The sequence below is a fragment of the Cupriavidus sp. 291-E7 genome (assembly GCF_057798835.1).
Window position 1 is genome coordinate 25,065 of record NZ_JBYOJV010000032.1, and the last position, 23,724, is coordinate 48,788.

General features: G+C 62.9%; 20 protein-coding genes. 9 read left to right on the plus strand and 11 right to left on the minus strand.

Features of this window, described 5'->3' with window-relative positions:
• Positions 1–113: 113 nt before the first annotated feature.
• Positions 114–1,946: an EAL domain-containing protein gene (locus AC3FLX_RS31355; protein ID WP_488701217.1), complete on the plus strand. Its 1,833-nt coding sequence runs from the start codon at positions 114–116 to the stop codon at positions 1,944–1,946.
• An 11-nt stretch (positions 1,947–1,957) separates the two neighbouring features.
• On the opposite strand, the gene AC3FLX_RS31360 is transcribed toward AC3FLX_RS31355, so the two are convergent.
• Entirely contained in the window at positions 1,958–2,728 is a 771-nt protein-coding gene (locus AC3FLX_RS31360) for a response regulator transcription factor (protein WP_488701218.1), read from the minus strand.
• Between the two features lie 326 nt (positions 2,729–3,054).
• On the opposite strand from AC3FLX_RS31360, the gene cls reads away from it, so the two are divergent.
• Together cls and AC3FLX_RS31370 are read left to right on the plus strand one after the other, a co-directional pair.
• A complete protein-coding gene (cls, locus tag AC3FLX_RS31365; RefSeq protein ID WP_488701219.1) occupies positions 3,055–4,488 on the plus strand; it encodes a cardiolipin synthase in 1,434 nt (477 codons plus the stop codon).
• A 119-nt stretch (positions 4,489–4,607) separates the two neighbouring features.
• On the plus strand, positions 4,608–5,255 hold the full coding sequence (locus AC3FLX_RS31370; protein ID WP_488701220.1) for a TetR/AcrR family transcriptional regulator: 648 nt from the start codon (positions 4,608–4,610) through the stop codon (positions 5,253–5,255).
• Between the two features lie 89 nt (positions 5,256–5,344).
• Here the strand turns inward: AC3FLX_RS31370 and AC3FLX_RS31375 are convergent, their stop codons facing one another.
• Both AC3FLX_RS31375 and AC3FLX_RS31380 read right to left on the minus strand, forming a co-directional pair.
• The gene (locus AC3FLX_RS31375) at positions 5,345–7,606 is read right to left on the minus strand and encodes a xanthine dehydrogenase family protein molybdopterin-binding subunit (protein ID WP_488701221.1); all 2,262 of its coding nucleotides are present in this window, start codon (positions 7,604–7,606) and stop codon (positions 5,345–5,347) included.
• Position 7,607: 1 nt separating this feature from the next.
• Complete coding sequence (locus AC3FLX_RS31380; protein ID WP_488701222.1) at positions 7,608–8,081, minus strand: (2Fe-2S)-binding protein; 474 nt, start codon at positions 8,079–8,081, stop codon at positions 7,608–7,610.
• A gap of 232 nt (positions 8,082–8,313) precedes the next feature.
• On the opposite strand from AC3FLX_RS31380, the gene AC3FLX_RS31385 reads away from it, so the two are divergent.
• On the plus strand, positions 8,314–9,291 hold the full coding sequence (locus AC3FLX_RS31385; protein WP_488701223.1) for a D-2-hydroxyacid dehydrogenase family protein: 978 nt from the start codon (positions 8,314–8,316) through the stop codon (positions 9,289–9,291).
• Between the two features lie 57 nt (positions 9,292–9,348).
• Here the strand turns inward: AC3FLX_RS31385 and AC3FLX_RS31390 are convergent, their stop codons facing one another.
• Positions 9,349–10,338 (minus strand): tripartite tricarboxylate transporter substrate binding protein, encoded by a 990-nt coding sequence (locus AC3FLX_RS31390; RefSeq protein ID WP_488701225.1) that lies wholly within the window; start codon positions 10,336–10,338, stop codon positions 9,349–9,351.
• A 114-nt stretch (positions 10,339–10,452) separates the two neighbouring features.
• Between AC3FLX_RS31390 and AC3FLX_RS31395 the strand changes: the two genes are divergently transcribed.
• Both AC3FLX_RS31395 and AC3FLX_RS31400 read left to right on the plus strand, forming a co-directional pair.
• Positions 10,453–11,700, plus strand: coding sequence for a S1C family serine protease (locus AC3FLX_RS31395; RefSeq protein WP_488701226.1), 1,248 nt, complete (start codon positions 10,453–10,455; stop codon positions 11,698–11,700).
• A 37-nt stretch (positions 11,701–11,737) separates the two neighbouring features.
• Positions 11,738–12,406: a hypothetical protein gene (locus AC3FLX_RS31400; RefSeq protein ID WP_488701227.1), complete on the plus strand. Its 669-nt coding sequence runs from the start codon at positions 11,738–11,740 to the stop codon at positions 12,404–12,406.
• A gap of 8 nt (positions 12,407–12,414) precedes the next feature.
• Here AC3FLX_RS31400 and AC3FLX_RS31405 read toward each other — a convergent pair whose 3' ends face one another.
• A complete protein-coding gene (locus tag AC3FLX_RS31405) occupies positions 12,415–13,470 on the minus strand; it encodes an AbrB family transcriptional regulator (RefSeq protein WP_488701228.1) in 1,056 nt (351 codons plus the stop codon).
• Between the two features lie 201 nt (positions 13,471–13,671).
• Here AC3FLX_RS31405 and AC3FLX_RS31410 point away from each other — a divergent pair, with 201 nt between their 5' ends.
• Positions 13,672–14,667, plus strand: a complete 996-nt coding sequence (locus AC3FLX_RS31410; protein WP_488701229.1) for a bifunctional helix-turn-helix transcriptional regulator/GNAT family N-acetyltransferase — start codon at positions 13,672–13,674, stop codon at positions 14,665–14,667.
• Here AC3FLX_RS31410 and AC3FLX_RS31415 read toward each other — a convergent pair.
• From AC3FLX_RS31415 to AC3FLX_RS31430, 4 genes are all read right to left on the minus strand, one after another.
• Positions 14,638–15,669: a hypothetical protein gene (locus AC3FLX_RS31415; protein ID WP_488701230.1), complete on the minus strand. Its 1,032-nt coding sequence runs from the start codon at positions 15,667–15,669 to the stop codon at positions 14,638–14,640. The genes AC3FLX_RS31410 and AC3FLX_RS31415 overlap by 30 nt on opposite strands.
• A 21-nt stretch (positions 15,670–15,690) precedes the next feature.
• Complete coding sequence (gene bluB, locus AC3FLX_RS31420) at positions 15,691–16,383, minus strand: 5,6-dimethylbenzimidazole synthase (RefSeq protein ID WP_488701231.1); 693 nt, start codon at positions 16,381–16,383, stop codon at positions 15,691–15,693.
• A gap of 156 nt (positions 16,384–16,539) precedes the next feature.
• The gene (locus AC3FLX_RS31425; RefSeq protein ID WP_488701232.1) at positions 16,540–16,950 is read right to left on the minus strand and encodes a hypothetical protein; all 411 of its coding nucleotides are present in this window, start codon (positions 16,948–16,950) and stop codon (positions 16,540–16,542) included.
• A 229-nt stretch (positions 16,951–17,179) separates the two neighbouring features.
• Positions 17,180–17,677, minus strand: a complete 498-nt coding sequence (locus tag AC3FLX_RS31430) for a hypothetical protein (protein ID WP_488701233.1) — start codon at positions 17,675–17,677, stop codon at positions 17,180–17,182.
• 428 nt (positions 17,678–18,105) lie between these two features.
• On the opposite strand from AC3FLX_RS31430, the gene AC3FLX_RS31435 reads away from it, so the two are divergent.
• Positions 18,106–19,659, plus strand: coding sequence for a DHA2 family efflux MFS transporter permease subunit (locus AC3FLX_RS31435; RefSeq protein WP_488701234.1), 1,554 nt, complete (start codon positions 18,106–18,108; stop codon positions 19,657–19,659).
• 21 nt (positions 19,660–19,680) lie between these two features.
• Here AC3FLX_RS31435 and AC3FLX_RS31440 read toward each other — a convergent pair whose 3' ends face one another.
• Both AC3FLX_RS31440 and AC3FLX_RS31445 read right to left on the minus strand, forming a co-directional pair.
• Complete coding sequence (locus AC3FLX_RS31440; RefSeq protein WP_488701235.1) at positions 19,681–21,063, minus strand: CAP domain-containing protein; 1,383 nt, start codon at positions 21,061–21,063, stop codon at positions 19,681–19,683.
• A gap of 318 nt (positions 21,064–21,381) precedes the next feature.
• On the minus strand, positions 21,382–22,173 hold the full coding sequence (locus tag AC3FLX_RS31445; RefSeq protein ID WP_488701236.1) for a type IV pili methyl-accepting chemotaxis transducer N-terminal domain-containing protein: 792 nt from the start codon (positions 22,171–22,173) through the stop codon (positions 21,382–21,384).
• A gap of 327 nt (positions 22,174–22,500) precedes the next feature.
• Between AC3FLX_RS31445 and AC3FLX_RS31450 the strand changes: the two genes are divergently transcribed.
• Complete coding sequence (locus AC3FLX_RS31450; protein WP_488694692.1) at positions 22,501–23,721, plus strand: ISL3 family transposase; 1,221 nt, start codon at positions 22,501–22,503, stop codon at positions 23,719–23,721.
• The last annotated feature ends 3 nt before the right edge of the window (positions 23,722–23,724 follow it).

Consider the following 23,724-nt stretch of genomic DNA (forward strand, 5'->3'; position numbering starts at 1 on the left):
TGTCCTGCAATGGCGCGCGTTTCATGTGTGCCTGAATTGCAAAGTCGTGCTCAAGAATGCTTGTGGCCGGCCGTTACCAAGCAGGTGGCCTGCCATCCGTCCGAATCCGTTTCATGCTGACCGTTGCCTCCAATCTGGCTGCGGCCCGAGAGGCCGTGCGACCGCCACCGCTGCATGCGGTGTTCCAGCCTATCGTGACGCTGGCAAGCGGGGAGGTCCTGGGTTACGAGGCGCTGATTCGCGGGCCTGCCGGGTCGATGCACGCGTCTCCTGACGCTTTGTTTCGCATGGCTCATGAGACGGGCACGACCGTGGCCCTGGAAATGTCGGCGGCCCGGACCGCGCTGGCGTCCTGGGCGGCATTGCATCTGCCCGGCAAGCTGTTCCTGAATTTCAGTCCGCTGACGCTGCGCCATCTGCTGGACCAGCGCGGCCGCGTCATGGCATCGCTGCTGGGCCTGGATGGTGGGCAAGGCGCGGCAATCCGCATCGCACCATCGCGCGTGGTCATCGAGGTCACCGAGCAGACCGCGGTAGGCGATGCCGCGAGCTTTGCGCAGGTCGTGGCGGTGCTGACGGAACTGGGCATGCAGTACGCGCTGGACGACTTCGGAACCGGCCATGCCAACCTGGACCGGTTGGCCGAGCTGACCCCACAATACATCAAGATCGATAAATCGCTGGTGCGCGGCATTCAGGCCAGCTCACGCAGGCTGGAGGTGCTGCGGGCTGTCCTGAACATGATGCACGCGCTGGGCGGCCGCGTGATTGCCGAGGGCATCGAGACCGCCGAGGAACTGGCGCTGGTGCGCGATCTGGGCGTGGCGGCGGGGCAGGGCTATTTTCTGGGACGTCCTGCCGCACATCCGCCCAGCGAGATCACGGCGGAGGTGCGTACGGTGCTGGCATCGCGTCAGATCGCTGTATTTCCGCAAACGCTACGCACCGGCTGGTCGGGCATGACAGCGGGACAACTATTGCGTCCGATGCCGGCCGTCAGTGCAGAAACTCCGAACAACGATGTACTGGCGCGGTTTCATGAACACAGCGACCTGCATGCGATGGCAGTGGTCGACGAAGGCCGGCGTCCCATCGCGCTGATCAACCGGCAGACGCTGATTGATCGGTACGCGACGCCATTTCACCGCGAGCTATACGGCCGCAAGGCATGCATTGCGCTGGCCAACCTTGAACCTGTCTGCTTCGACAGGCGTGCCACGCTGGAGGAGATGGCCCAGCACGTTGCCGGCGAGCCGTCGCGTGCGCTGGCGGACGGTTTTGTGATCACCGACGAAGGCCGCTATGTAGGTCTTGGCACGGGCGCGGACCTGCTGCGCGCCATTACCGACGTGCGCATGGAAGCGGCGCGCTATGCCAACCCGCTGACATTCCTGCCGGGCAACATTCTGTTGAATCAGCATATCGACCGGTTGATCGAGGCACGCAGCCCGTTCCATGCCTGCTATGCCGATCTGAACCACTTCAAACCCTTCAACGACCACTACGGCTACTGGAAGGGCGATGAGTTGCTCAAAGGTGCCGCCGCCATTCTGGCGCAGGCCTGCGATCCGGCCCGCGACTTCCTGGGGCACATCGGCGGCGACGACTTCCTGGTGCTGTTCCAGGGGGACGATTGGGAGGTGCGCATTCACGATGCGATGACGCGCTTCAACGACGGCGCGCTGGCCATGTATGCGCCGGCAGATCGCGCTGCCGGCGGCATCCAGGGTGAGGATCGTCACGGGCGCCCGATGTTCTATCCGCCAGTGACGATGGCCGTGGGTGCGGTTCGCGTCGGCGCCGAGGCGATGGCCACCTGGCGTCTTGGCAGCCAGCATGTCGGCGCTGCCGCCGCGGTGGCCAAACGCAGGGCGAAGGGCGTGGAGCGGGGTGTCGTATGCATCGACATCGCCGACCTTGCCGCTCGCGGAGAGCTGGAGAACTAGCGGTCGGCCCCTTAGTGGTCAGCCAGTGCCGCGATGCTCAGGCGCGGCGCACGATGGGCGGTCAGCTCGGCGCGCGCGGCACTGTCGAGAATGTCCAGCCGGTAGCCTTGCGCATAGACCACCGTGACCGTCACCCCGTTTTCGGCGCAGAGATCGAGCGTGCGACGCATGCGCGAGACCAGTCCGGCCAGCGCGCGCGAGGAATGGGAGAGCGAATGTCCCCAGATGGTGTTTTCGATGCGGGAAGTGGCCAGGATGCGGCCAGCATTGGCGAACATCAGCATGGCGAGGTCGAACTCTTTGGGCGTCATCGGAATGCGTTGCCCATTCAGCATGGCGTAGCGCCCCGGATTATTGAGCTCGTACGGGCCGGCGCGCAGCGGAATGTGGGCCGACAGACGGGTGCCTGCCATTCGGCGGCGCAGTGCGGCGATGCGGGCAAGCAGCACGCGCGCATTGAGCGGACGTACGATGTAATCGTCCGCGCCGGCGTCCAGCGCTTCAACCATGTCGTCATCGTTGCTCTCGCTCGAGAACATCACGATCGGCACATCGCGGTTGCGTACCGCACGTACGGCCCGAATGACGTCGATGGCGGAAATGTCCGGTAGATCCCGGTCAATCAGAAGCATGTCGTAGCTGTCGTGGCCCAGGCCGTGGATCAGGTCCCGGCCGGACTGGAATACGCTGCATTGGAATCCCGCAATGGAGAGCAACTCCTGCATGGGATAGAGAGGTGATGTGCGGCTGGCCAGCAGCGCAATGTTGGATGGAGTATTCATACGACACACTATCGATCCTGCGAAACGCATTGAATTGGGCAAACACGATGCAGCGTATCGACGGGGCATAGGTGCAACAATCGGTGTTCCCTTAAAAGGACCGATGAAACATCCCTGAGTGATCATAGGAATACCCTCATCGTTATCCACAGATTGTGTGGATAACCGCGACCGATGCTGGCGCGGCCATGCGGTGGGCGGGTACCGGATCGGCGTGATTAAAAAATGGGCAATCGTGGTGTGCGTCACGGCTTGCTGCCGGGAAGTGACGCGCTGTGCCAGAATACGGCTCATCCTGTCCAGGGCCGTTCACGGTATACGTGCCTATGCTCAGTCCTAGCGTGATTGCCGCGGTCATTCTCGCGTTCCACATCGTTGGAATCATCGCGGCGTTGCATGCCGTCATGACGGTGCGCACCGCGCCTGGTGCCATCGCATGGGCCGGGTCGCTGGTGATGATGCCGTACTTCGCCATCATCCCTTACCTGATCTTCGGGCGCAGCCGCTTCGAGGGCTACGTCAACGCGCGCCGCTTCAATAACGATCGCCTGCGCGAGATCCGCCACGGCATGACCGCGCAGGAGCGCGAAGCGCTGGCTGCCGCCGTGTTGCCGATGCCTGACCAGGCCTACCTGCGCGCGCTGCCGACGCTGACGGGCATGCCATGCCTGAAGAACAACGATGTGCGTCTGCTGATCAATGGCGACGCCACGTTCGAAGCGATCTTCGCCGCAATCGAAGGCGCCACGCAGCAAGTGCTGGTGCAGTTCTTCATCGTGCATGACGACGAACTCGGGCGCGCGCTGCAGCAGCGCCTGTGCGACAAGGCCCGCGCCGGGGTCAAGGTTTACTTCCTGTACGACAGCATTGGTTGCCACGCGCTGGGGCGGGGCTACATTCGCATCCTTCAGCACGCTGGTGTGGAGGCGCGCCCGTTTTCTACCCATCCAGGCTTCGTCAATCGCTTTCAGCTTAATTTCCGCAATCACCGCAAGCTGGTGATCGTCGATGGGGCGCGGGCATTCGTCGGCGGACACAATGTTGGCAATGAATATCTGGGCCGCCGCCCGCCGCTGGCACCGTGGCGCGATACGCATATCGATATCCGCGGCGCCGCAGTGCTCGACCTGCAGATGGCCTTTGCGGAAGACTGGTACTGGGCCGCGCGCGAGGTGCCCTTCCTGATGACGCCACCGCCCGGCTACGTGGGCGACATGGTGTGCCAGATCGTGCCGTCCGGACCTGCCGATGCACAGGAAACCTGTTCACTGTTCTTTGTGGAAGCCATCCAGTCCGCCACGCGCAGGCTCTGGATGACTTCGCCATACTTTGTGCCCGATGAAGCCGTCTTCGCCATGCTGCGGCTCGCAGTGCTACGCGGCGTGGATGTACGCATCCTGATTCCGTCCCGCCCCGATCACCTGGTGGTGTACGGCGCATCGACGATCTACGCATACCAGGCCGTTCGCGCGGGGGTGAAGATCTATCGCTACCAGCCGGGCTTCCTCCATCAAAAGGTGATTCTGATCGACGACGAAGCGGCGGCCGTCGGCACCGCCAACCTGGACAACAGGTCGTTCCGCCTGAACTTCGAAATGATGGTGATGACCGCGCATCCCGACTTCGCCGCCGATGTCGCGCGCATGCTCGAAGCCGACTTCGCCCAGGCTCGCCAGATCGATTCCGAAGATTTTCTGGGTTCGCCGGTCATCCTGCGCGTGGCCATGCACGTGGCAAAACTGTTCGCTCCCATCCTGTAAACGTGGCGCTTGCGGCGCGATATTTGCCGCGCAGTGGCGTATCAGAAACTGGCAGTATTTGTGTACACTGTCTACTATTATTCGAAGATGAGTGGACAACGTCCACATGGGGAGCTGAGATGACACGTACTGCCGCTGCAACGCCTCCCACCCGCACCACCTACCGCCACGGCGACCTGCGCCGCGCGCTGCTGGAAGCCGGCATCGACCTGGCCCGCGAAGGCGGCCCCGACGCGATCGTCTTACGCGAAGCCACGCGCCGTGCCGGCGTGGTACCCAACGCCGCCTACCGTCACTTCGCCAGCCGGCAGGATTTGCTGCAAGCGGTGCGGGCATCGGCGCTCTCCAGCCTGGCGATGGCGATGGAAGCCGAGATGGCGGCGATCCCACCCGATGCCACACCGGCCGAACGTGCACGCGGCAGTTTGCGTGCGGTGGGGATCGGCTATCTGCAGTTTGCGTTGGTCGAGACTGGGTTATTTCGAACAGCGTTTTCGGTGCCTGACGATGTAGAGGGCGATGCGGACCCGGCGAAAGCGGGCAATAGCGGTCTGAATCCGTTTGAATTGCTTGGGGCTGCGCTGGATCGGTGGGTCGAGGCCGGATTGCTGTCGGCGGAGCGGAGGCCTGGGGCGGAGTACATCGCCTGGTCGGCGGTGCACGGATTGGCAGTGCTGCTGATAGATGGGCCACTGCGGAGCAGGGCGAAGGAGCAGGCGGGGGTGATTGGGGAGAGGTTGTTGGAGATGGTGGAGAAGGGGTTGTAAGGGCCGCTGTGCGAAGACGAGCAACGCGCCCACGTTATGAGTGTTGGCTACCGAGTCAAAAACCCCGGCAGCCAACAGTCCATCCAACCTCAGACCCCGACCTTCCCCTCAAGCCGTCGCCCCGTCCCTCTCAACCCCACCAGCATCTTCTCCGGCAAGAACGGCACCGACCTGAGTCTCACGCCCGTGGCCGCAAACACTGCGTTGGAAACGGCCCCTGGAATCGTGGCCGGCGCCATTTCCCCGGCCCCCCAGGGCGGTGCTTCCGGTCGATCGATCAGACTGATTTGGATGTTCGGAACGTCAGGGAATCGCAGGATCGGATAACTCGCCCAGTCGAGCGACGTCACGCGGTGCGCGTCGAACCGCAGCTCCTCCATCAACACACGGCTGATGGTTTGCACGATGCCGCCCTCGATCTGATTTCGCGTGCCATCCGGATTGATGATCTGACCGCAATCGTGGCTGCACCAGACGTCGGTCACGCGGATGTGGCCGTCCTTGCGGTTGACCGCCACTTCCAGCACGGTGGCGACGTAGGTGCGGTCGTTGTCGTAGCGGACGAAGGCCACGCCGCGACCGCGGACCACGTCGCGCGGGTCTCCCTTGCGGCGGATTGCCCTGGCGGTCTTCGCGTTCCAGTTTGAAAGCTTTGCCACGTCCTCCAGCACGGCGCGCGCGCGTGGATCGGAGAGATAGTCCAGGCGCCATTGCAGCGGGTCGGCGCCGGCGGCCATCGCCAGTTCGTCGAAGAACGCTTCGTTGGCGAATGAGTTCTGCAGTCGGCCAGGCGAGCGCAAGTGAGCCGTGCGGAACGCGCTGTCGGTCAGCCGGTAGACCTTGGTGCTGACATTGGGCAGGGCGTACAGCACGTCCGCATTCTTCGAGATATTGCCCGTGACATAGGCCGGTCGCTTGATGCCGGAGGTGACCGTCGCCAGCAGCGGGAACTCGGCGATCGAGCCTTTCTGCGCAGCGACGTAGAACTCGGATTGCCAGGCGACAGGCCGCTTTTGCGCGTCGAGGCCGCCTTTCATGTCGATGGCCGTCGGTGGGCTTTTGGGGTCCCAGCCGTGTTCGTCGGCGCGCATCCATTGCACGCGCACCGGTGCTCCGGCAAGTTGCGAGACCAGTGCGGCGTCGGCCGAGCAGTCTTCATGACCATTACGGCCATAACATCCGGCGCCGTCCAGGTAGATCAGGCGGACTTTCGATTTGTCTACGCCGAGCGTCAGTGCGATTTCGCCTTGCAGCGAGTGCGTGGATTGCGCGGCCGACCAGATCGTGCACTGGCCATCGCGGAAGTCACCCACGGCGCAGGCGGGACCGATGGAGCCGTGCGTATGGGGCGGAAACTCGTACGTGGCTTCGATGCGTTTGGCCGCACCCGCCAACGCAGTGGCAACGTCGCCCTTGTTGGCGGCGGTCTCGACATTGCTGACCGGCAGCTTGCGCCAGTACGCATACAGCTCGGCCTGATCGGGGAAGTGGGGGGGATCGTCCCAGCTCACCTTGAGGTTGCGCGCGGCCTTGATGGCGCCCCATTCGCTCGGGCTGACCACGGCCAGAAAGTCCTGCTTGCGGACGATGCGCACGCCGGGCAGATCACGGATCGATGATTCGTCCACGCTGACCAGCCTGGCACCCGGGCCGGATGGGCGAATGACGCGCGCGTGCAGCATGCCCGGCAACCGGAAATCCTGCATGAACGTGAACTGGCCGGTGACCTTGCCCGGAATATCCACGCGCGGGACGTTCTTGCCGACGAGTTTGTGCCGGGCCGGTGCCTTGAGCGGAACCTTCGGGTCCAGCGCCACCTGCAGCGGCTTGCCGGCAACCAGCTCGCCATAGCCGATCTTGCGTTGGCCGTCCGGGGTGGAGATCACGCTGTCGGCCACGACGAGCGTGCCGGCATCGACGGACCATTGCGAGGCCACCTTGCCGAGCAGCGCCCGTCGCGCGGAAGCAGCGGCGCGGCGCAGCGTGCCGCCGCCATCCTGGATGGTCAGGCTGCCTGCGGTCTGACCTTGGTCGAGCGTCAGCAACGTATCGCCCATGATCATGTCGACCTGGTGAAAGCGGACATCGAGTTCTTCGGCCACCATCTGTGCGAGAGAGGTCCGTGCACCGGTGCCCAGATCGACCTTGCCGCTGTAGACCGTGACGCGGCCGTCCGGGCCAATCGCCAGCCAGGCGTCGACTTCGCCTTTGGCCGTGGATGTCTTGACGACGGTCTGGCCCGTGGCGTCGATACCCGTGACCGATTGCGAATGCGCGGTGGAAACCAGACCGGGCAGGGTGAACGACACCAGCAGCCCGCCGCTACCCTTGAGGAATGCGCGACGATCCATGTCATGCCTCCTTGGCTACGGTCTCGGCAGCGCGCTGCACGGCCTTGATGATGCGGGTATGGGTGCCGCAGCGACACAGGTTTCCAGCCAGGGTGTCACGAATCTGCGATTCGGAAGGCTTGGGATTCTGCGCCAGCAGGCTGACGGACGTCATCACCATGCCGTTGATGCAGTATCCGCATTGGGCGGCCTGCTCCGCGATAAAGGCGGCCTGCACCGGGTGCGGCCTGTCGGGTGTGCCCAGGCCCTCCAGCGTGGTGATGCGGGCATCGCCGACCGAGGCCACCGGCAGCACGCAGGACCGCGTGGCCGCGCCGTTGAACAGCACCGTGCAGGCGCCGCACTGGCCAAGGCCACAACCGAATTTGGGACCGTGCAGCGCAAGGTTGTCGCGTAGCACGTAGAGAAGAGGGGTATCGCTATCGACGTCCACGGCATGCTGTTTGCCGTTGACCTGTAGCTGGTAGGTGGGCATGGGGCGCTCCTTTGTCATTGTTATCTTGATGGCGTCCGCCGACAGCGATCTCGGATGGCGTGAGACGGCGGCACTTCGGGACGCAACGTTGAATCTAGGACAATGCGCGAGCGCCGAACAGGGTCTGAAACGTTTGATTTCCACGGAATGGAAATAAAGGCTTTTCTCCCGTCGTTTTCTTCCTACACTCATCGGCACCCGATAACCGGCTGGACGCCAGACAAGGTCTCATATGCGCATCGTGATTCCCGACGACTATCAGGACTGTGTCCGCACCCTGGACTGTTTTGCGCGGCTGGCCAGCCATGACGTGATCGTCCACCATGACAACGTGAAGCCGGTCGACGCGCTGGCGGCGCGTCTGGCCGATGCCGATGCCATCGTCCTCACGCGTGAGCGGACTGTCGTCACGGCGGCATTGCTCGATCGCTTGCCACGGCTGCGGATGATCAGCCAGACCGGCAAGGTGGCGGGACACATCGATCTGCGCGCCTGCACCGAACGCGGCATTGCGGTAGCCGAGGGCAGCGGCTCCGGCGCTGCAACGGCAGAGCTGACGTGGGCGCTGATACTGGCCAGCCGGCGCCATCTCGTGGCGGAAGTGAACCGGCTGCGTGCCGGGCAGTGGCAGGGTTACCTGGGGCAGCAACTGCGCGGCCAGCGGCTTGGAGTCTGGAGCTATGGGCGCATCGGCAGGCAGGTGGCGGACTTTGGCCGGGCGTTCGGCATGAAAGTGTGGGTGTGGGGACGGGACGCATCCACCGCCGATGCACGCAACGATGGCTTCGAGGTGGCGCCATCGCGCGAGGCGTTCTTCGCGGAGAGCGATGTGGTCAGCCTGCATATCCGGCTGAACGCGGACACCGAAGGCATCGTCACGGCGCAGGATCTTGCGTCCATGAAGCCCACGGGTCTGCTCGTCAATACGAGCCGGGCCGAGCTTGTCGAGGCGGGCGCGCTGGTCAGCGCATTGCAGGCCGGGCGACCAGGCTTTGCCGCCGTGGATGCGTACGAACGGGAACCGGTGCTGGGCGCCGATGAACCGCTGCTGCGGCTCGATAACGCCTTGTGCACGCCCCACATCGGCTTCGTGGAGAAGGACAACTACGAGGCGTACTACGGCGGCGCGTTCGACAATATCAACAGCTTCTTTGCCGGTATGCCGGTGAATCTGGCAAATCCGGACGTGCTTGGGCGGTTGCGGGCGTGACCGTTGGTGGTTCGTGCCTGCGAACGGCGGCGCGAACGCCGCCGGATTGCGTCGTGGTTACTGGCTGCTGATGCCTGCCCGGCGCGCAATGGCGCGCATCTTTGGCAGCTCGGCCTCGATCTGCGCCTCGGCCTGGGCCGGTGTGCCATAGCGAGGCTCGAAGCCGGCTTCGATCAGTTGCTTGCGTGTCGCGGGATCGGCCAGCGTATCGGCCAACGCCTTCGTCAGCTTTTGTTTGACGTCGGCGGGCAGGCCGCGCGGGGCGGTCAGCACGGACCACGCATCGATGTCGACGCCGGAAATACCGGCCTCCGCGGCCGTCGGCACATCGGGAAGTTGCGCGGACCGGCGTGCAGTGGTTACCGCCAGCGCCTTGATCTTGCCCGCCTTGATTTGTGGCGCCGCCGCCGTCACGGTGTCGATGGCCAGCGGAATCTGTCCGCCGATCAGATCGTTCATGGCCGGCGCGCTGCCCTTGTAGGGCACGTGCACGAGCTTGATGCCCGCGTTGTACCAAAGCAGTTCACCGGCGAAATGCGCGGTGCTGCCTTCGCCGAACGTTCCATAGCTGTATTTGCCGGGCTCGGCCTTGGCCTTGGCAACCAGCTGCTTCAGGTCCGCGATCTGTGCCTTGGGATTGGTGATCAGTACCAGCGGCAGGCGCGTGGCAAAGCCGATCGGCTCGAAGCTTTTCACCGGATCGTATGGCAGGTTGTTTTGCAGCGCCGGGTTGATCGTGAACGTGGTAGTGCCCGCCGTCAGTAGCAGCGTATAGCCATCCGGCGCTGCCTTGGCAACATAGCTGGCACCGACGATGGTGCCCGCGCCGGCGCGGTTTTCCACGACCACGGGCTGGCCCAGCCGCTCGCCAAGTTGCTTGCCTAGTAGTCGCGCCAGCACATCGGTGGCGCCGCCCGGCGGGAACGGCGCGACCAGGCGGATCGGACGGCTGGGATAGGTGTCGGCAGTAGCGTTGCCGGTGGCCGCTGCGGCGGCCAAGCCAAATGTCATGGCCAGGGCCACGCGGGTAGTGATTGGGAAAGCCATGAAACGCTTGATTTCAGTCTGAAAATTGGGCGCCCAGTCTAGCTGCGTCACCGTTATCGCCAAACGACCGATTTGGCATATCGGTATGGCGGCCCGGCGAAGGCAGCCCCGATATTGACTTGGGAACCAAACAAGTTCCCGCACCCCACCTGTCTGCCACCTCCTCATGACGTGGGGTGCGCGCAACGTCGACGCTCTTTCAATACTTATTCCGTTACACTCGCGTCGCGGTTTCCGTCGTTATTCAAATTCCAAAATCAACGGTCGCGGATGCTCACAAAACACAAGAATTTCCGCGGCATGGTCAGCCGCGGCGGGGTCAGGAAGCTGCTTTCGGTCGTCGCCGGCGCGCTTTGCGCGCAGTTGCTGGCGGCACCGGCGCACGCGCTCGATGCGGCCCAGATCTATGCGCTGCGCGCGCCCAGCATCTGGGTCGTCCACGTGTTCGATGCCCAGGTGCGCCGTATTGGTCAGGGCAGCGGAGTCGTGATCGGACCGGACAAGCTGGTCACCAATTGCCATGTGCTGTTTCACGGCAAGAGCATTGCCGTCAAGCGTGAGAACACCTCGCATGGCGCTCGTCTCGAATATGCGGATGTGGATCGCGATCTGTGCATCCTGCGCGCGAAGGATCTTGCCGCGCCCGCAGTCCCGGTCGCACCGCTCGCCAGCCTGAAGGTCGGGGACCGCGTGTATGCCTTGGGCGCGCCTCGCGGCCTGGAGCTGACGCTATCGGACGGACTGCTGGCCGCGCTCCATCACGACAGGGATGACAATATCGTACGCCTGCAGATGACGGCGCCGATCTCGCCGGGGTCCAGCGGCGGCGGGCTGTTCGATTCGGAAGGGCGTCTGGTCGGCGTGTCTTACATGACGATCCGTGATGCGCAGAATCTGAACTTTGCCATCCCGGCGGCCTGGATCGATCAGGTACCGGCACGCGCTACCGCCGCGCTGCAGAAGTTTCGCGCCGAGCAGGCAACCGCCACGGTTGCGGCCGCGCCAAAGCCATCCAATGTGCCGCCACTCTCCGGACCGGAAGCGACGGTGGTGTCGGGGGACGATCTGAGCCGCCATGTCGCGTCGCTCGGTCGGATCATGGTGACGGCGCCGAGCGGTGTGCAGCTCGAAATGCGGTTCAGCCCGAATGGTTCCTTCGGTGTGACCAACATGCGTTCAGGCGGCTACTCGAACGGCCAGCTGACGGTGGCCCCCAACAGCAACGAGGTCTGCCTGGCGGTGGGCAATCCGCGCTTCAGCGCGATGCAGACCTGCTACCGCGTCACGCGCAACGGTGAGACATACACCATGCGTTCGGTTTCTTCCTCCTACTATTTCACCTATGCGTTCCAAGGTTCCTGACCGCGTGCGCGGGCAAATGCATGGCATGCGGCGCTGTGTGCCGATAGTGTTTCTGGCGGCGGCAGTCATGATGCTGGCCGCGTGCGCGCCGCGCACTACGGTGACGAGCGTGCGCGCCCAGGACTATGCCGGGCGGCCGCAGCGCATGTTCGTGATTTCACCGGCCGGCATGGGCTGGGGGCCGGACTTCTCGACGGCGTTCCGCGCCAAGTTTCAGGACATCGTGCGCGCCTGCAACGCAACGGCCGCTTTCGACGAGGTGACGGGCCTGGAACTCGATCGGAACCTCTCGATAAACAAGGCCGCGGCGTTCCGGGCGGATACGGTGCTGTCGATTGCCGCCGGTGGGGGCGTTGTCGATTCAAACGGGTTTCGCCTTTCCATCGTCTACAACACCACGCTTGGAGATCTGGCGCAGGACCGTGCCGTATGGCGCGCGAAAATGTCGTTCGCCCGTGGCAGCGCACTGATCTCGCTGGCCGAACGTGGTGCCGTCTTCGCCATCGAACTGACCAATGGCCTCAAGAAAGACGGCATTCTGACGGGCTGCGCGCCGATCCGGCTGGAGGGCGGTGCCCGCCTCGATGCGTCGGCCATTCCGAAGGCTCCGCCCGCCGGGCTTGCACTGCCCGACCGCAACGTCCGCCCCGAGACGACGGCAAAGCCGTCGCTGCGGGACCTTCAGGATCTGCTGCCGCCCCAATGAAACCGGGGCTATGCGCTGAGCGATCTGGTAATCCGCTTGGCGAGCCAGGGGCCGCAAAGCACGACGGAAAACAGCCTCAGCGTCTGGGTGGCCACTACGAAATTCATGTCGGCGTTGGTGCCTAGCGCGATGGCCACGATCGATTCGACACCGCCGGGAGAGGTCGCCAGATAGGCCGTCAGGAAGCTGACGTTGGAGGCGGCCGAGATCAACCATGCCGAGGCCGCGCACAACGCCATCATCGCGACGATGGCGGCAAGCATGATCGGCAGCGACGCAACCAGCGGACGCAGCAGGTCGCGCCGAAACTGCAGGCCGATCGTCCAGCCCAGAATTGCAAAGCAGCCGCCCAGGAGCGGCGACGGAACGACCGGTGGGACAGGTGCGGCCGTCACCCACACCGCGCCGATGGCCAGTGGCACGAGGAAGGCACCGGCCAGTATCCGAAAGCGTGTACCGAGCCAGCACCCCAGCGCGGCGATGCCGATGGCGATCAGCGTGCCGAGTTGGGCGGCCTGCGTGGACGTCTTGCCGGCCGCAATCACCGAGGATGCCGCCACCTGCGAATCGACAATCGCGTGGGCAACCAATGGGCCCGTGACGACGACCAGCACAACCCGCAGGTACTGCATGAGCGATACCAGGATGCCGTTGCCGCCGTTTTCGCTCGCCAATGCGCCCATGATGGATGCCGCGCCCGGCAAGCTGCCCCATGCGCCGGTAGTGCCGGGCAGTGAGGAATAGCGGACCAGTAGCCAGCCCACCGCGACCGCGCTCCCGATCGTCAGCGCGACGCCCAGCACCACCAATCCGTCCGAGGCGGCCTTCAGCAGCTCCGCAAGGTGGAGCGTGCTCGCGATTGCCGTTCCGGTGATGGCCTGCGCGAAAGCCGTCAATGCCGGTCTGATGCGAAGCCTGATATCCATGAAGGCGACGACCATGCCGCAGGTCATGGCCGCCACCAGGATGCTCGCGGTGGAAATCACGGGCTGTAGCAGATAGCTCAGCCCAAGCGTGCAGACCACGACGAAGGCCCAATGCAGAATCCAGCCGGTGTTTGCCATCTCGTGTGTGGGTGATGCGTGATTGGTGACGTCAAGCGCTGGATTCTATCCTCTGTGCGGGGGACGCCACCGGGGCATCAAGCCCATTCCAGCTTGATGCCGATGCTTTCACGATCTTTCCTCATGGATTTGGAGTTGGGCTTGCATTAGTTGCATGCCGCAACTAATATTGGTTGCGATACGCAACTGACGAGATGGCACATGGACTTTATCGATACCTCCCCCACGTCCCGCGACACCACGATTCTTGAGCTGCGGGAGTTTTCCCGAAAGCTGGTACGGGAACTCGGGTTCATGCGGACGACGCTGGCCGATAGCGATCTGGCGCCTTCGGCCGTCCATGCGGTCATCGAGATCGGCATGGCGCCCGGTATCAGCGCAAAGGACCTGGGCAACATCCTGCGGCTGGACAAGTCGAACACCAGCAGGCAGGTTGCCCGGCTTGAAGCGGGCGGGCTGGTAAGGCGCGCGGTATCCGACGACGATGCGCGGACGTCCGAGCTATACCTGACGCCGGCCGGGCAGAAGCTCCGAGAGAAGATTGACCGGTTTGCGACGGACCAGGTGTCAAACGCACTCCGGCGCCTCGTTCCCGAAGACCAGCAATCGCTGGTGCGCTTTCTCGCGCTATATGCCGACGCGCTGGCGCAAGACAACGCGGCCAAGACAGCGATTGGAAGCGCCGAGGCACCCCGGATTCTGGAGGGCTATCAACCGGGTTGCATCGGCGATATCGCAAGTCTGCACGCCCGGTTCTACTCGGCGGCCTGGGGTTTCGGGCCGGTCTTCGAGCAAAAGGTGGCAACCGAGCTGGCCGGGTTTGCCGCCACCTTGCCTGCCGACGGCAAGGCTCTGTGGCTCTATTCCGAGAACGGCCGGACGCTGGCATCGCTGGCGATCGACGGCAACAAGGAAACGGGCGTCGCCCATTTGCGATGGTTCATCGTCGACGAGTCGCTGCGCGGGTCGGGGGTAGGGCGGCAGCTGATGGCCAACGCCATGCAGTTTGTCGATCAGCGATTCACTGAGACATATCTCTGGACCTTCCGCGGCCTGGATGCCGCACGCCATCTGTACGAGTCTTTCGGCTTTCGACTGGCCAGCGAGTCGGAGGGCACCCAATGGGGCACCAAGGTCGTTGAGCAGCGATTTACCCGAACTACGTCTTCAAAGCAGGCGCTCGGCCTCGTCGAGTAGCGCACGTGAAGACAGCATGTCGCCGCGTGCGAAGCGGACAAGGGAAAAGGACCGCACCAGCGGCGGATCTCCGGGGATATGTGCGGTAAGCAAGTCGATGTCCGTGGACGGTGCGGTGCTGTTCGGTGCGAGCAAGACATTGGTCGCGCTAAGCCGCAGGGGCGTGCGCGCAAGGGTGAAGCTGTTGCGCGCATCCTGGAACGCCTCGATCAGACAATCGAGCTGGCAGTCCAGCACATCGGTCTTCGGCGCCAGTTGGGCAAGCTCGGCCTCGTTTTTGGCGATGTGCTCGCGCAAGTCGTCTGCCTTGTCGACCTTGTCGGCCGGCCGCACGCTGTCAGCGCTGCCGACCACCGAACGCAGGCCGGTGCCTTGCCGTTCCAGCAGGCGCAGGCGCGCCAGGAGCAACGTCTGCTCGCGATCGAGCACGTCGCGGCGGGATCTTCCGGCGGCATAGCGCCCCATGCCTTCGAGCGTTAGTTGGTCGAAGATCCGGCGGACGATTTCTTCGCGCAAGGCGGCATCGGAGCTGGCGATGATGGTGATCTTCCGATCGCTGAAATTGATGTTGGTTTGCGGCACATCGGATCGCAGGACGTCACCTTCCAGCGCAACGCCAAGCGTGCGCCGCTCTGACATGCTCATGCCCAGCACGGCAAAGGCCGTCGGCGTATCGGGCGATTCCGTAAAGAACTCCCGTAGCTCCGGAGACCGGCTAAAAGTCAGTTCCACTTCATCCGGCGTGGCGAAGAACGCGTGAATGTAAGGGTCCGTTCCCCATGCGTGGCAGCTGGCCGTGAGCGGGGCAGGAAAGCCGACGACGATGTCGTGCACGTACGCCAGCGCCTGCTCCAGAGATGGCCGGAGCCTGCGCTGGTAGTGGGATACCAGGCGCAGTCGTGGGTTGAGGCGCGTGACTCGTTCCGTGAGCTGGTCAATATCCCGCTTGCTGCGGGCGTCTGTTCCGGCTTGGCGCCGGCGCATCCATTCCAAGACTGCCATGATTCCGCTCCCGCACGATGGTTAGCTGGATGCTGGCTCCTGACTGGGTAAAGGCGCGGCGGGCGCCATCGGGTCCCAGAGGATGTCATGCAATGGCCGGCGTTTGCGCCAGCCTTCCTGTTCAAGCATCGGTGCCGCGTAAAAGGCGGGCACCGGCCCCAGGCAGAGCAGGCCGAAAGGCTTCGCCCCCGCGGGCAGCGCCAGTTCGGTTGCCAGGGCAACGGGATCGAACATCGAAACCCATCCGAGCCCAAGGTTCTCGGCACGTGCCGCCAGCCAGAGATTCTGCACCGCGCATGCGGCGGACGCCCAGGCCATTTCTACAGGCATGCTGTGGCGCCCGAAGATCGTGCCGTCGTCTGGGGCCAGAATCACCGCAAGCAACTCGGCGCAATCACGAATACCCTCGACCTTGAGGCGCAGGAATTCCGAGCCGCGCTCACCAAGGGCCTGCGCCGTGGCCTGCCTCTCGGCCTCCACCAGTGGCGCCAGGCGCGTACGCCATGCCGGGGTGCTCAAGCGCATGAATCGCCACGGCTGCATCAGGCCCACGGAGGGCGCCTGGTGTGCCGCCTGCAGAAGGCGCTCCAGCTGATCGTCAGCCAGCGGCGGCCCCGGCGTGAAGTGACGGCAATCGCGCCGTAGCGCCATCACGCGGTACAGCGCGGCGCGTTCGATATCGTTGATGTGAGGGCCTGTACCGAGTTCTTCCATTTTTTCAGATGCGTTGTGGAGGGCGGGTGTTACTGAAGGTGCCCGATGCGCTACCTCGCAGCGCCAGCGCGAGGGTACCTGAAAATCCTTCCTGCACGGACGTGCGATGGATGGCCACAAACTCCGCTGCGTCCAAATGAAATCCTGGAGACGGCTTCAGAGCCGCGATTTGTTTTCCATTGCTTCGCAGTCCATTTCCAGTATCGCAAGGACGTCGTAGAACACTTCGTGCCAATCCGGATGCGCTGGGTCGCCGACATGCTGGTCGTGGCCGCTTGCCACCTTTGCGTGCAGGCCGTGGCGCGTGAGAGTCATCACCACGGGAACCTCAGTGGTGTGCTCGTCGAGGCCGTTCTGGCCGAAGCCGACGACGTAGCTGAATCCATAGCGCTTGGGGTTGCCGTTTTCGCCGGAGGGCTTGACCGATATCCGGTCGGCGGGAGCCTCCAGATATGCAGCCAGTTTCTCAGCCGTTGAGCGTGCAACGGATTCCAGCTGGGCCTTTTGGTCTTTTTCGAGCGCGGATGCTGTGGCGAATCGCTCGCGTAACGCTTCATATTGAGACATCGTTACCCCCTCGCGTGATGGCGGGCGACAACGGACGATCCCGCCGCGGCTTATCCCCGCAGCCAGCAGCCACGGAGTGCTCTTTCACATTACTCCATGCGCCGGCGATTGCAGCGGCATTCGCGATGGCGCGGGACGGCTGTCATGGGAATGACACGGCAAGGGGGGAGGGGCGGCCCGGCGAGATATCGGCGTCGAATGTCCTGGGCCTGTTCGACGCCGTGAATTGTCAGCGGATCTGACCGAATCCCTCGGCGGCCCAACGCGAGGCGCTATCTCGCGTCAGACGGAAGTCCGGTCGAACAGTGATCGTCGCAAGCACCTCTCCAAATGGGTCGACTGCCGTTAGCGTTCCGAACGGCTCGAATTCATCGGGCGTGATAGCAAGTTTGACGTTGACAACTTGAGACGCCACCTCGATGGCAATCTGCTTGTTCAGTTGTGCGTGCAGTTGCTGCTCGTGCCGGCGAATGACTTCGGCAGCCGTTTTCACCAGGGTCTGGTGCGCGGTGGCATCGAGCGGCTTGGGGTCGACCTTGTTTCGGCCCATCGTCCAAGGGCCAACCAAAGCCGGCTCCGAGCTTCCATCTCGGATCATCTCAACGGCCCAACCGTCGCCATCCTCATTCTTGATGACCCTCGCGGTCCAGCCCTTGTCTCGCCAGAGTCTGGGCTCGTGGATCGGGGAGTCATCGCCGTCCAGGGAAGTCGTGTCGGTGTGGGTCATGAAGCGGGTCATCGATGCAATGAAAGGTCGCGGCGGTACTGCGTGGACCGTCGAAAGGTGGGGATTTTAGCCGAGTGCTCAGGCGACACCTGTCACGTGCTTTGGCGAGAACGCCGGATGGCACTTCGGCGGCACGCCACATCCGTGCTCGTCCATCGTCGGAAAAATAGCGGCGTGGCAGCAGGCGCATCATCCGCCACAGATGGCTTTGGTCGTGTGGACCTACGTGCCCTCAGCATCAATGTCTTGGCCACTACTGGCGGAAATTTTGGGGCATTCGGCATTTACCACCGGGACTTCGCTACCTATTATCTGACAGGTCAAATAATATTGGGCGTGCGCGGTGCAGGGCGCCGGGCAACTGGCGGGGCGATGTGCCTGCACTGCCCGTGCCCGGCGACAACCGCCGCCCCCAACCTTGAGATTCAATGACAGCAGTAACTGTGAATCCGCCGCCGTTGAGCGGCGCTCGTCTGATCTTGGGTAGCTTCGCCGTCGCGCTGGCCACCTTCATGAACGTGCTCGACTCCTCGATCGCGAACGTTGCCATCCCGACGATATCGGGCAATCTTGGTGTATCGGTGCATGAGGGCACGTGGGTCATCACGCTGTTCGCGGCGGCGAACGCCGTCACGATTCCGTTGACTGGCTGGTTGACGCAGCGTATCGGGCAGATCCGGCTGTTCGTCGGCGCGCTTCTGCTTTTTGTGCTGGCGTCCTGGATGTGCGGCATCGCGCCAAATCTGGTGACGCTGCTCGCCGCCCGCATCATCCAGGGCGCGGTGGCCGGGCCGCTGATTCCGCTTTCCCAGGCGATCCTGCTCGGTTCATACCCCAAAGAGAAAAGCGCGCATGCGCTGGCGCTCTGGGCGATGACCGCGACGGTCGGACCCATCGCAGGCCCCGCGCTTGGCGGCTGGATGACCGATCAGTACTCATGGTCGTGGATCTTCTACATCAACATCCCCGTGGGGATTTTCGCGGCGGCCATGACCTGGGCGATCTACCGCGACCGGGACACCTCGGCCGTGAAACTTCGGATCGATACGGTCGGGCTCGCGTCGCTGGTCGCATGGGTCGCCGCGTTGCAGATCATGCTCGACAAGGGCAAGGACCTCGACTGGTTCTCTTCGCCGGTGATCGTCGCGCTCGCCGTGGTGGCGGCGGTCAGTTTCCTGTTCTTCGTGATCTGGGAACTGACCGAGCCGAATCCGATCATCGACCTGCGGTTGTTCAAGGGCCGCAACTTTCTGGCCGGGACGGTTGCAATATCCGTGGCCTATGCCGTGTTCTTCGCCAATCTCGTGGTGCTACCGCAATGGATGCAGCAGTATCTGGGCTACCCGGCTGTCAGCGCGGGGCTGGCGACGGCGCCGCTCGGCATCTTTGCCGTGTTGCTCACGCCGGTGATGGGCAAACTGTTGCCGAAGGTGGAGTTGCGGGCGCTGGCCACCTTGTCGTTCCTGGGTTTCGCCGCCGTGTTCTTTATGCGCTCGCGCTACACCACCGAGATAGATATGTGGACGCTGGTGCTGCCGACGCTGCTGCAAGGCATTCCGATGGCGCTCTTCTTCGTGCCGCTGACGGCGATCATCCTTTCCGGTTTGCCTCCCGAGAAGATTGCCGCGGCTGCGGGGCTATCCAACTTCGTGCGGCTTTTCGCGGGCGCTGCGGGAACGTCGCTGGCGACGACTGCGTGGAACGACCGCTCGATCCTGCACCATGCGCGGCTGATCGAGCAGGCGCATCCGTTCAATCCAACGTTCGAGGCCAGACTGCACGCGATACAGACGGCCATGAAGCTGTCGCACAGTCAGGCGCTGGCGTACTTCGAGAAGTCACTGAACGCGCAGGCCATCATGCTGGGTTTGAACGATATCTTCTGGATTTCGTCGATGATCTTTCTTGTCATCATTCCGTTGATCTGGCTGACGAAGCCCGCGCGCGGTGCCGCGTCTGGCGCCGCTGCCGTCGCGCACTGACCTTGGGGGGCGGTGCCGCCGTCAGTGAACGTGGCTGCGCACGAGAAACGAACCCCAGACCCAGCCGCCGGCGACCCTGCACCAGTCGTCCGCCCGGCATTCGTAGAGGGGCAGGACCTGGCCTTGTCGAAGGATGCCGATTACGTTTCCGACGCCGCCGGGAACGTCATAGAGGTCGACATCCGAGATGATCGCGGTGGTTGTCTGACTGGCGGCGCGCCGTTCCACCGCCATCGTTGAGGCGAATCCCTGTATGGCTTTCGGCACGTTCTGAGCCAACACGCCAGGCGTACTTGCGTTGGCGTTTCCCGCCGGGTCATATTCGCAGGCCCAGAGGGTGCCCTGGTTTCCATTTTGCGAGCAGGTATTTTTGGCGCAGCCGAGCTTCGTTGTCGCGCGCCAGATCAACTGGGTGAAATGACCCGTCACCTTCTTGGGATTGTTCGCGGGGTTGCAGGTGTCGCCGAAAACCGTGCCCGAATCGTCTTCTCCAGCCAGTTTCGGAGATGGATTGTCAAAGTTGTAGACATTGGATTCGCAATACCATTGCTCCGCAGCCTCTTTGCCGGTGCGGCTCGGCCAGCCGAACGAGAGATTTTCTCCATACGCATAGTTGGTGTCGGTCCCGCATCCGTACGCGGGACTCTGGTGACAGAAATATTCGTCGTTGTTGGCGTTCTTGGCTTTATGACAGGCGCTGACCCATTGTTGTGCGTTTCTGGCAAGGTCCGCCGACCACGTCAATGGCGATACGCCATGTTTGGCGCGATATGTATTGTGTGCGGTGCAAATGTCGAGGTCGTCCCCGGACAGACCGGCGCATCCCGCTCCGGCTGCGCCGGCATCTGGCGCGGTTGGCACTACCTGCGTGAATGCGCCGCAAATCAGCCCCAGTGCATTCACGTGTTGACCATATCGACCTTGAATGCCCGTAGCGGCTTCGCCATCCGGACAAGTTTGTATTTCCGTTGGAAAGCGTGAAAATCCTGGCGGCTCCTGACCGAGCCTGAAGTTGCTGCGGCTGGGTCCTGTCGTGGAGCGGCAGGAAAGGTCAATGGTCAGGACTTGACGATTTCCTTCAGTGAACAGAAGCCCGAGTCCGGAAACGATTCTGCTGGCTGCGCACGTTCCTTCGGAGGGGCCGCCCCCATTTCCTCCACGCACAGGCCCGCGCCATTGCGCACCAATCGAGCCGTCGGGTTTGACGGGACCGCAGGTGATCGAAATCTGGTCCATCCAGGCGCCAGATCGAATTTTCATTCCAATGAGGTATTGGCCGTCCGGGCACATGTCCCTGGCGCTGAAATCGCCAGACCCGCCGACAGGCGCGAATTCCCGGGCGGTGACGGTAATCGGATGGAAGGCAGCAAACCAGGCCAGGAAAACAAACATCACGAGTGCCATCTGGCTTCGCGGTGTTTTTGCCCGGCAAAGGCCATGACGCTGGTCGTCGTGGACATCCGGCGTCACGAGATTCGCTAACGCAGCCCGGCGGCGCGTCTGTCGATCGCTTGAGGTCTCGCCTTGTGCCGTGCCTGGAGTCATCGCAGGCGCCCCCGTGTGTTGCTTCTTGTTCTTGCGCGCGGGACACACCTGATGGTGATCCGGGCAATGGCTTCAGCCTAGAAAGCGTTCATCAAAATGCAAATGCACGTCGCTTCAGTCTGATCTGCACGGCGTTTTAGGGATCGACGCCGCGAGCGTAGGCCCTCCGCGACTCAGCTACTTTGGTATCCGCTCATACAAGGTTGTGACGTTCTCCATTACCTGAAGGATGCGCTCGCTGGTCGAGGCGATGTTTCTCAACTGTTCTGCGCGACTGACTCCGGTTTGCCTGAGCGCCTCGGCAAAAAAGAGCCACTGCGTGGTGGCAAGTTGCAGTTCGCCACGGATATCTGCCGTGTTCTGTGGCGCGGAAGTGAGAAGCTGCTGTGCGGCGGAGAACTCTCTGGTGGCGGTGTCCAGGCTCTGTGCCATCTGCGGAGAGGTGATCCCCCACGCGCGGAACATGCTGATGCTGGCAATCCTTTGCGAGAGCATCCGCTGTCGCCCGGCAACATTAATCAGCATGCCGGCTGTGGTGCCGGCGTGTTTCTCAAGCAGGAGGGTTCCCTGTTGCGCAAGATTGAGTACCTCTTCGCTTGTCTTTGCGATGGTTTTCGCGTTTTCGAGATTCGCATCGCCGGAGAGTAATTGCCGGTAGGGCGTCCACGCTTGCTCAAGCCGGGCGTAAGTGTCCTTGATCTCTGGCGTGGGCGAATACGCCTTCAGTTCGATGAGGTTCTTGTCGAATTGCGCGATGGACTGTTCGAGGATTCGCTTCGAACGCTCCGGATCCACACCGAGGCCAAGCTGGCAGTAAGCCTTGGCCATGCGCTGAGACAGCATGCGCTGTCGTCCTGCCTTGTTGATCGCCGCGTTCACGGAGAGTGTTTCAGCGCAAGCAGTGCCGGCGAAAGCCAGTGCCAGAACGCCGCAAACAATGAGCCAAAACGAACAGAAATAACGTTTCAAGGGTAGCTCCGCGAAAATGCCTCGATAAATCATTGGCTGCTGCCCACAGCCAACGCGGTGGCGGGGCGGCTAGCTTCTCGCATTAATGATTTATGCCGGAAATCGCAAATTAATCTTAGCTTGCGAAAATGATAAAAAATACGCGCACGGAGTATGATTGACGAACTCACCGAAATACTTGAGTTATATCAACGAATAAAACGGTTCCCCTGATCCGGAAAGGGGGATTGCCAGGGCGCGATTTAAATGGTTCTTCGGAGAATTCCGGGGACTGAATTGCCACATTCCGTATCCTAATGGCCGTTAAGACGGCTGTTGAGGAACGGGATGCTGGATCGGAAGACGCTGCAGGCCTTGGGCTGCTGGGATGGCTACAGGCTGGATCGGGTGGTATGGCCTGAAGGGGAGAGCCGTACGCTGGCGCTGTACTTGAAGCCAGTCAGCAAGGTCATGTACTGCGAGGAATGCGGATCGAAGTGCCGGCAGGTCCATGAAACGGTGGTGCGGCGCGTGCGCGATCTTCCGCTGTTCGAGTACCGGGTGGTGCTGCATGTCCCCCGCAGGCGCGTCTGGTGCGATCAATGCGGGGGGCCGCGACTCGAGCGGCTCGAATGGCTTGGGCGCTACCAGCGTGTCACAGCCAGGCTGGCGCAGGCCTGCGGGCAGTTGCTGCGTCACTGCACGGTGCAGGCCGTGGCGGCTTTCTATGACCTGGGCTGGCATACCGTCAAGACGATCGACAAGGCGCGCCTGCGCGAGGCAGTCGTCGAGCCGGACTGGTCCAGCATCCGCTACCTGGCCATGGACGAATTCGCGCTGCACAAGGGCCATCGCTATGCGACGGTGGTGGTCGATCCGATTGGGCGGCAAGTGCTCTGGATCGGTCAGGGCCGCTCGCGCGAGACGGCGCGCGCCTTCTTTGCGCAACTCCCGGCAGGCGCGGCAGAGCGCATCGAGGCCGTTGCCATCGACATGACGACCGCCTATGAACTGGAGATCCGCGAGCATTGCCCGCAGGCTGAGGTGGTCTTCGACCTCTTCCACGTCGTGGCCAAGTACGGGCGCGAGGTGATCGACCGGGTCCGTGTAGATCAGGCCAACCGCCTGCGGCACGACCGTCCGGCCAGACGGGTACTCAAGTCCACGCGCTGGCTACTGCTGCGCAACAAGGAGAACCTGAGCGACCCTCAAGCCGTGCATCTGAACGAGGTGCTGCAGGCCAATCAGCCGTTGCTGACGGTCTACATCCTGAGAGACGAGCTCAAGCGGCTGTGGTTCTACCGCCGCCCGGGATGGGCGCAAAAGGCGTGGGAGCATTGGTGTGAACAGGCAAGCCAGAGCCGGATTCCGGCTCTCGAACTGTTCGCCCAGCGCCTGAAAGCCTATTGGCACGGCATCATCGCCCGATGCCGGCACCCGCTGAACACGAGCGTCGTAGAGGGCATCAACAACACCATCAAGGTCATCAAGCGTAGGGCCTACGGCTACCGCGACGAGGAATACTTCTTCCTGAAGATCAAGGCTGCCTTCCCCGGAATTCCTCGTTGAACC

Excerpts from the sequence above, each read along its gene's own strand:
- AC3FLX_RS31355 (WP_488701217.1), top strand. The coding sequence starts at position 114 with ATGCTGACCGTTGCCTCCAATCTGGCTGCGGCCCGAGAGGCCGTGCGA.
- AC3FLX_RS31360 (WP_488701218.1), bottom strand. The coding sequence starts at position 2,728 with ATGAATACTCCATCCAACATTGCGCTGCTGGCCAGCCGCACATCACCT.
- cls (WP_488701219.1), top strand. The coding sequence starts at position 3,055 with ATGCTCAGTCCTAGCGTGATTGCCGCGGTCATTCTCGCGTTCCACATC.
- AC3FLX_RS31370 (WP_488701220.1), top strand. The coding sequence starts at position 4,608 with ATGACACGTACTGCCGCTGCAACGCCTCCCACCCGCACCACCTACCGC.
- AC3FLX_RS31375 (WP_488701221.1), bottom strand. The coding sequence starts at position 7,606 with ATGGATCGTCGCGCATTCCTCAAGGGTAGCGGCGGGCTGCTGGTGTCG.
- AC3FLX_RS31380 (WP_488701222.1), bottom strand. The coding sequence starts at position 8,081 with ATGCCCACCTACCAGCTACAGGTCAACGGCAAACAGCATGCCGTGGAC.
- AC3FLX_RS31385 (WP_488701223.1), top strand. The coding sequence starts at position 8,314 with ATGCGCATCGTGATTCCCGACGACTATCAGGACTGTGTCCGCACCCTG.
- AC3FLX_RS31390 (WP_488701225.1), bottom strand. The coding sequence starts at position 10,338 with ATGGCTTTCCCAATCACTACCCGCGTGGCCCTGGCCATGACATTTGGC.
- AC3FLX_RS31405 (WP_488701228.1), bottom strand. The coding sequence starts at position 13,470 with ATGGCAAACACCGGCTGGATTCTGCATTGGGCCTTCGTCGTGGTCTGC.
- AC3FLX_RS31410 (WP_488701229.1), top strand. The coding sequence starts at position 13,672 with ATGGACTTTATCGATACCTCCCCCACGTCCCGCGACACCACGATTCTT.
- AC3FLX_RS31415 (WP_488701230.1), bottom strand. The coding sequence starts at position 15,669 with ATGGCAGTCTTGGAATGGATGCGCCGGCGCCAAGCCGGAACAGACGCC.
- bluB (WP_488701231.1), bottom strand. The coding sequence starts at position 16,383 with ATGGAAGAACTCGGTACAGGCCCTCACATCAACGATATCGAACGCGCC.
- AC3FLX_RS31425 (WP_488701232.1), bottom strand. The coding sequence starts at position 16,950 with ATGTCTCAATATGAAGCGTTACGCGAGCGATTCGCCACAGCATCCGCG.
- AC3FLX_RS31430 (WP_488701233.1), bottom strand. The coding sequence starts at position 17,677 with ATGACCCACACCGACACGACTTCCCTGGACGGCGATGACTCCCCGATC.
- AC3FLX_RS31435 (WP_488701234.1), top strand. The coding sequence starts at position 18,106 with ATGACAGCAGTAACTGTGAATCCGCCGCCGTTGAGCGGCGCTCGTCTG.
- AC3FLX_RS31440 (WP_488701235.1), bottom strand. The coding sequence starts at position 21,063 with ATGGCACTCGTGATGTTTGTTTTCCTGGCCTGGTTTGCTGCCTTCCAT.
- AC3FLX_RS31450 (WP_488694692.1), top strand. The coding sequence starts at position 22,501 with ATGCTGGATCGGAAGACGCTGCAGGCCTTGGGCTGCTGGGATGGCTAC.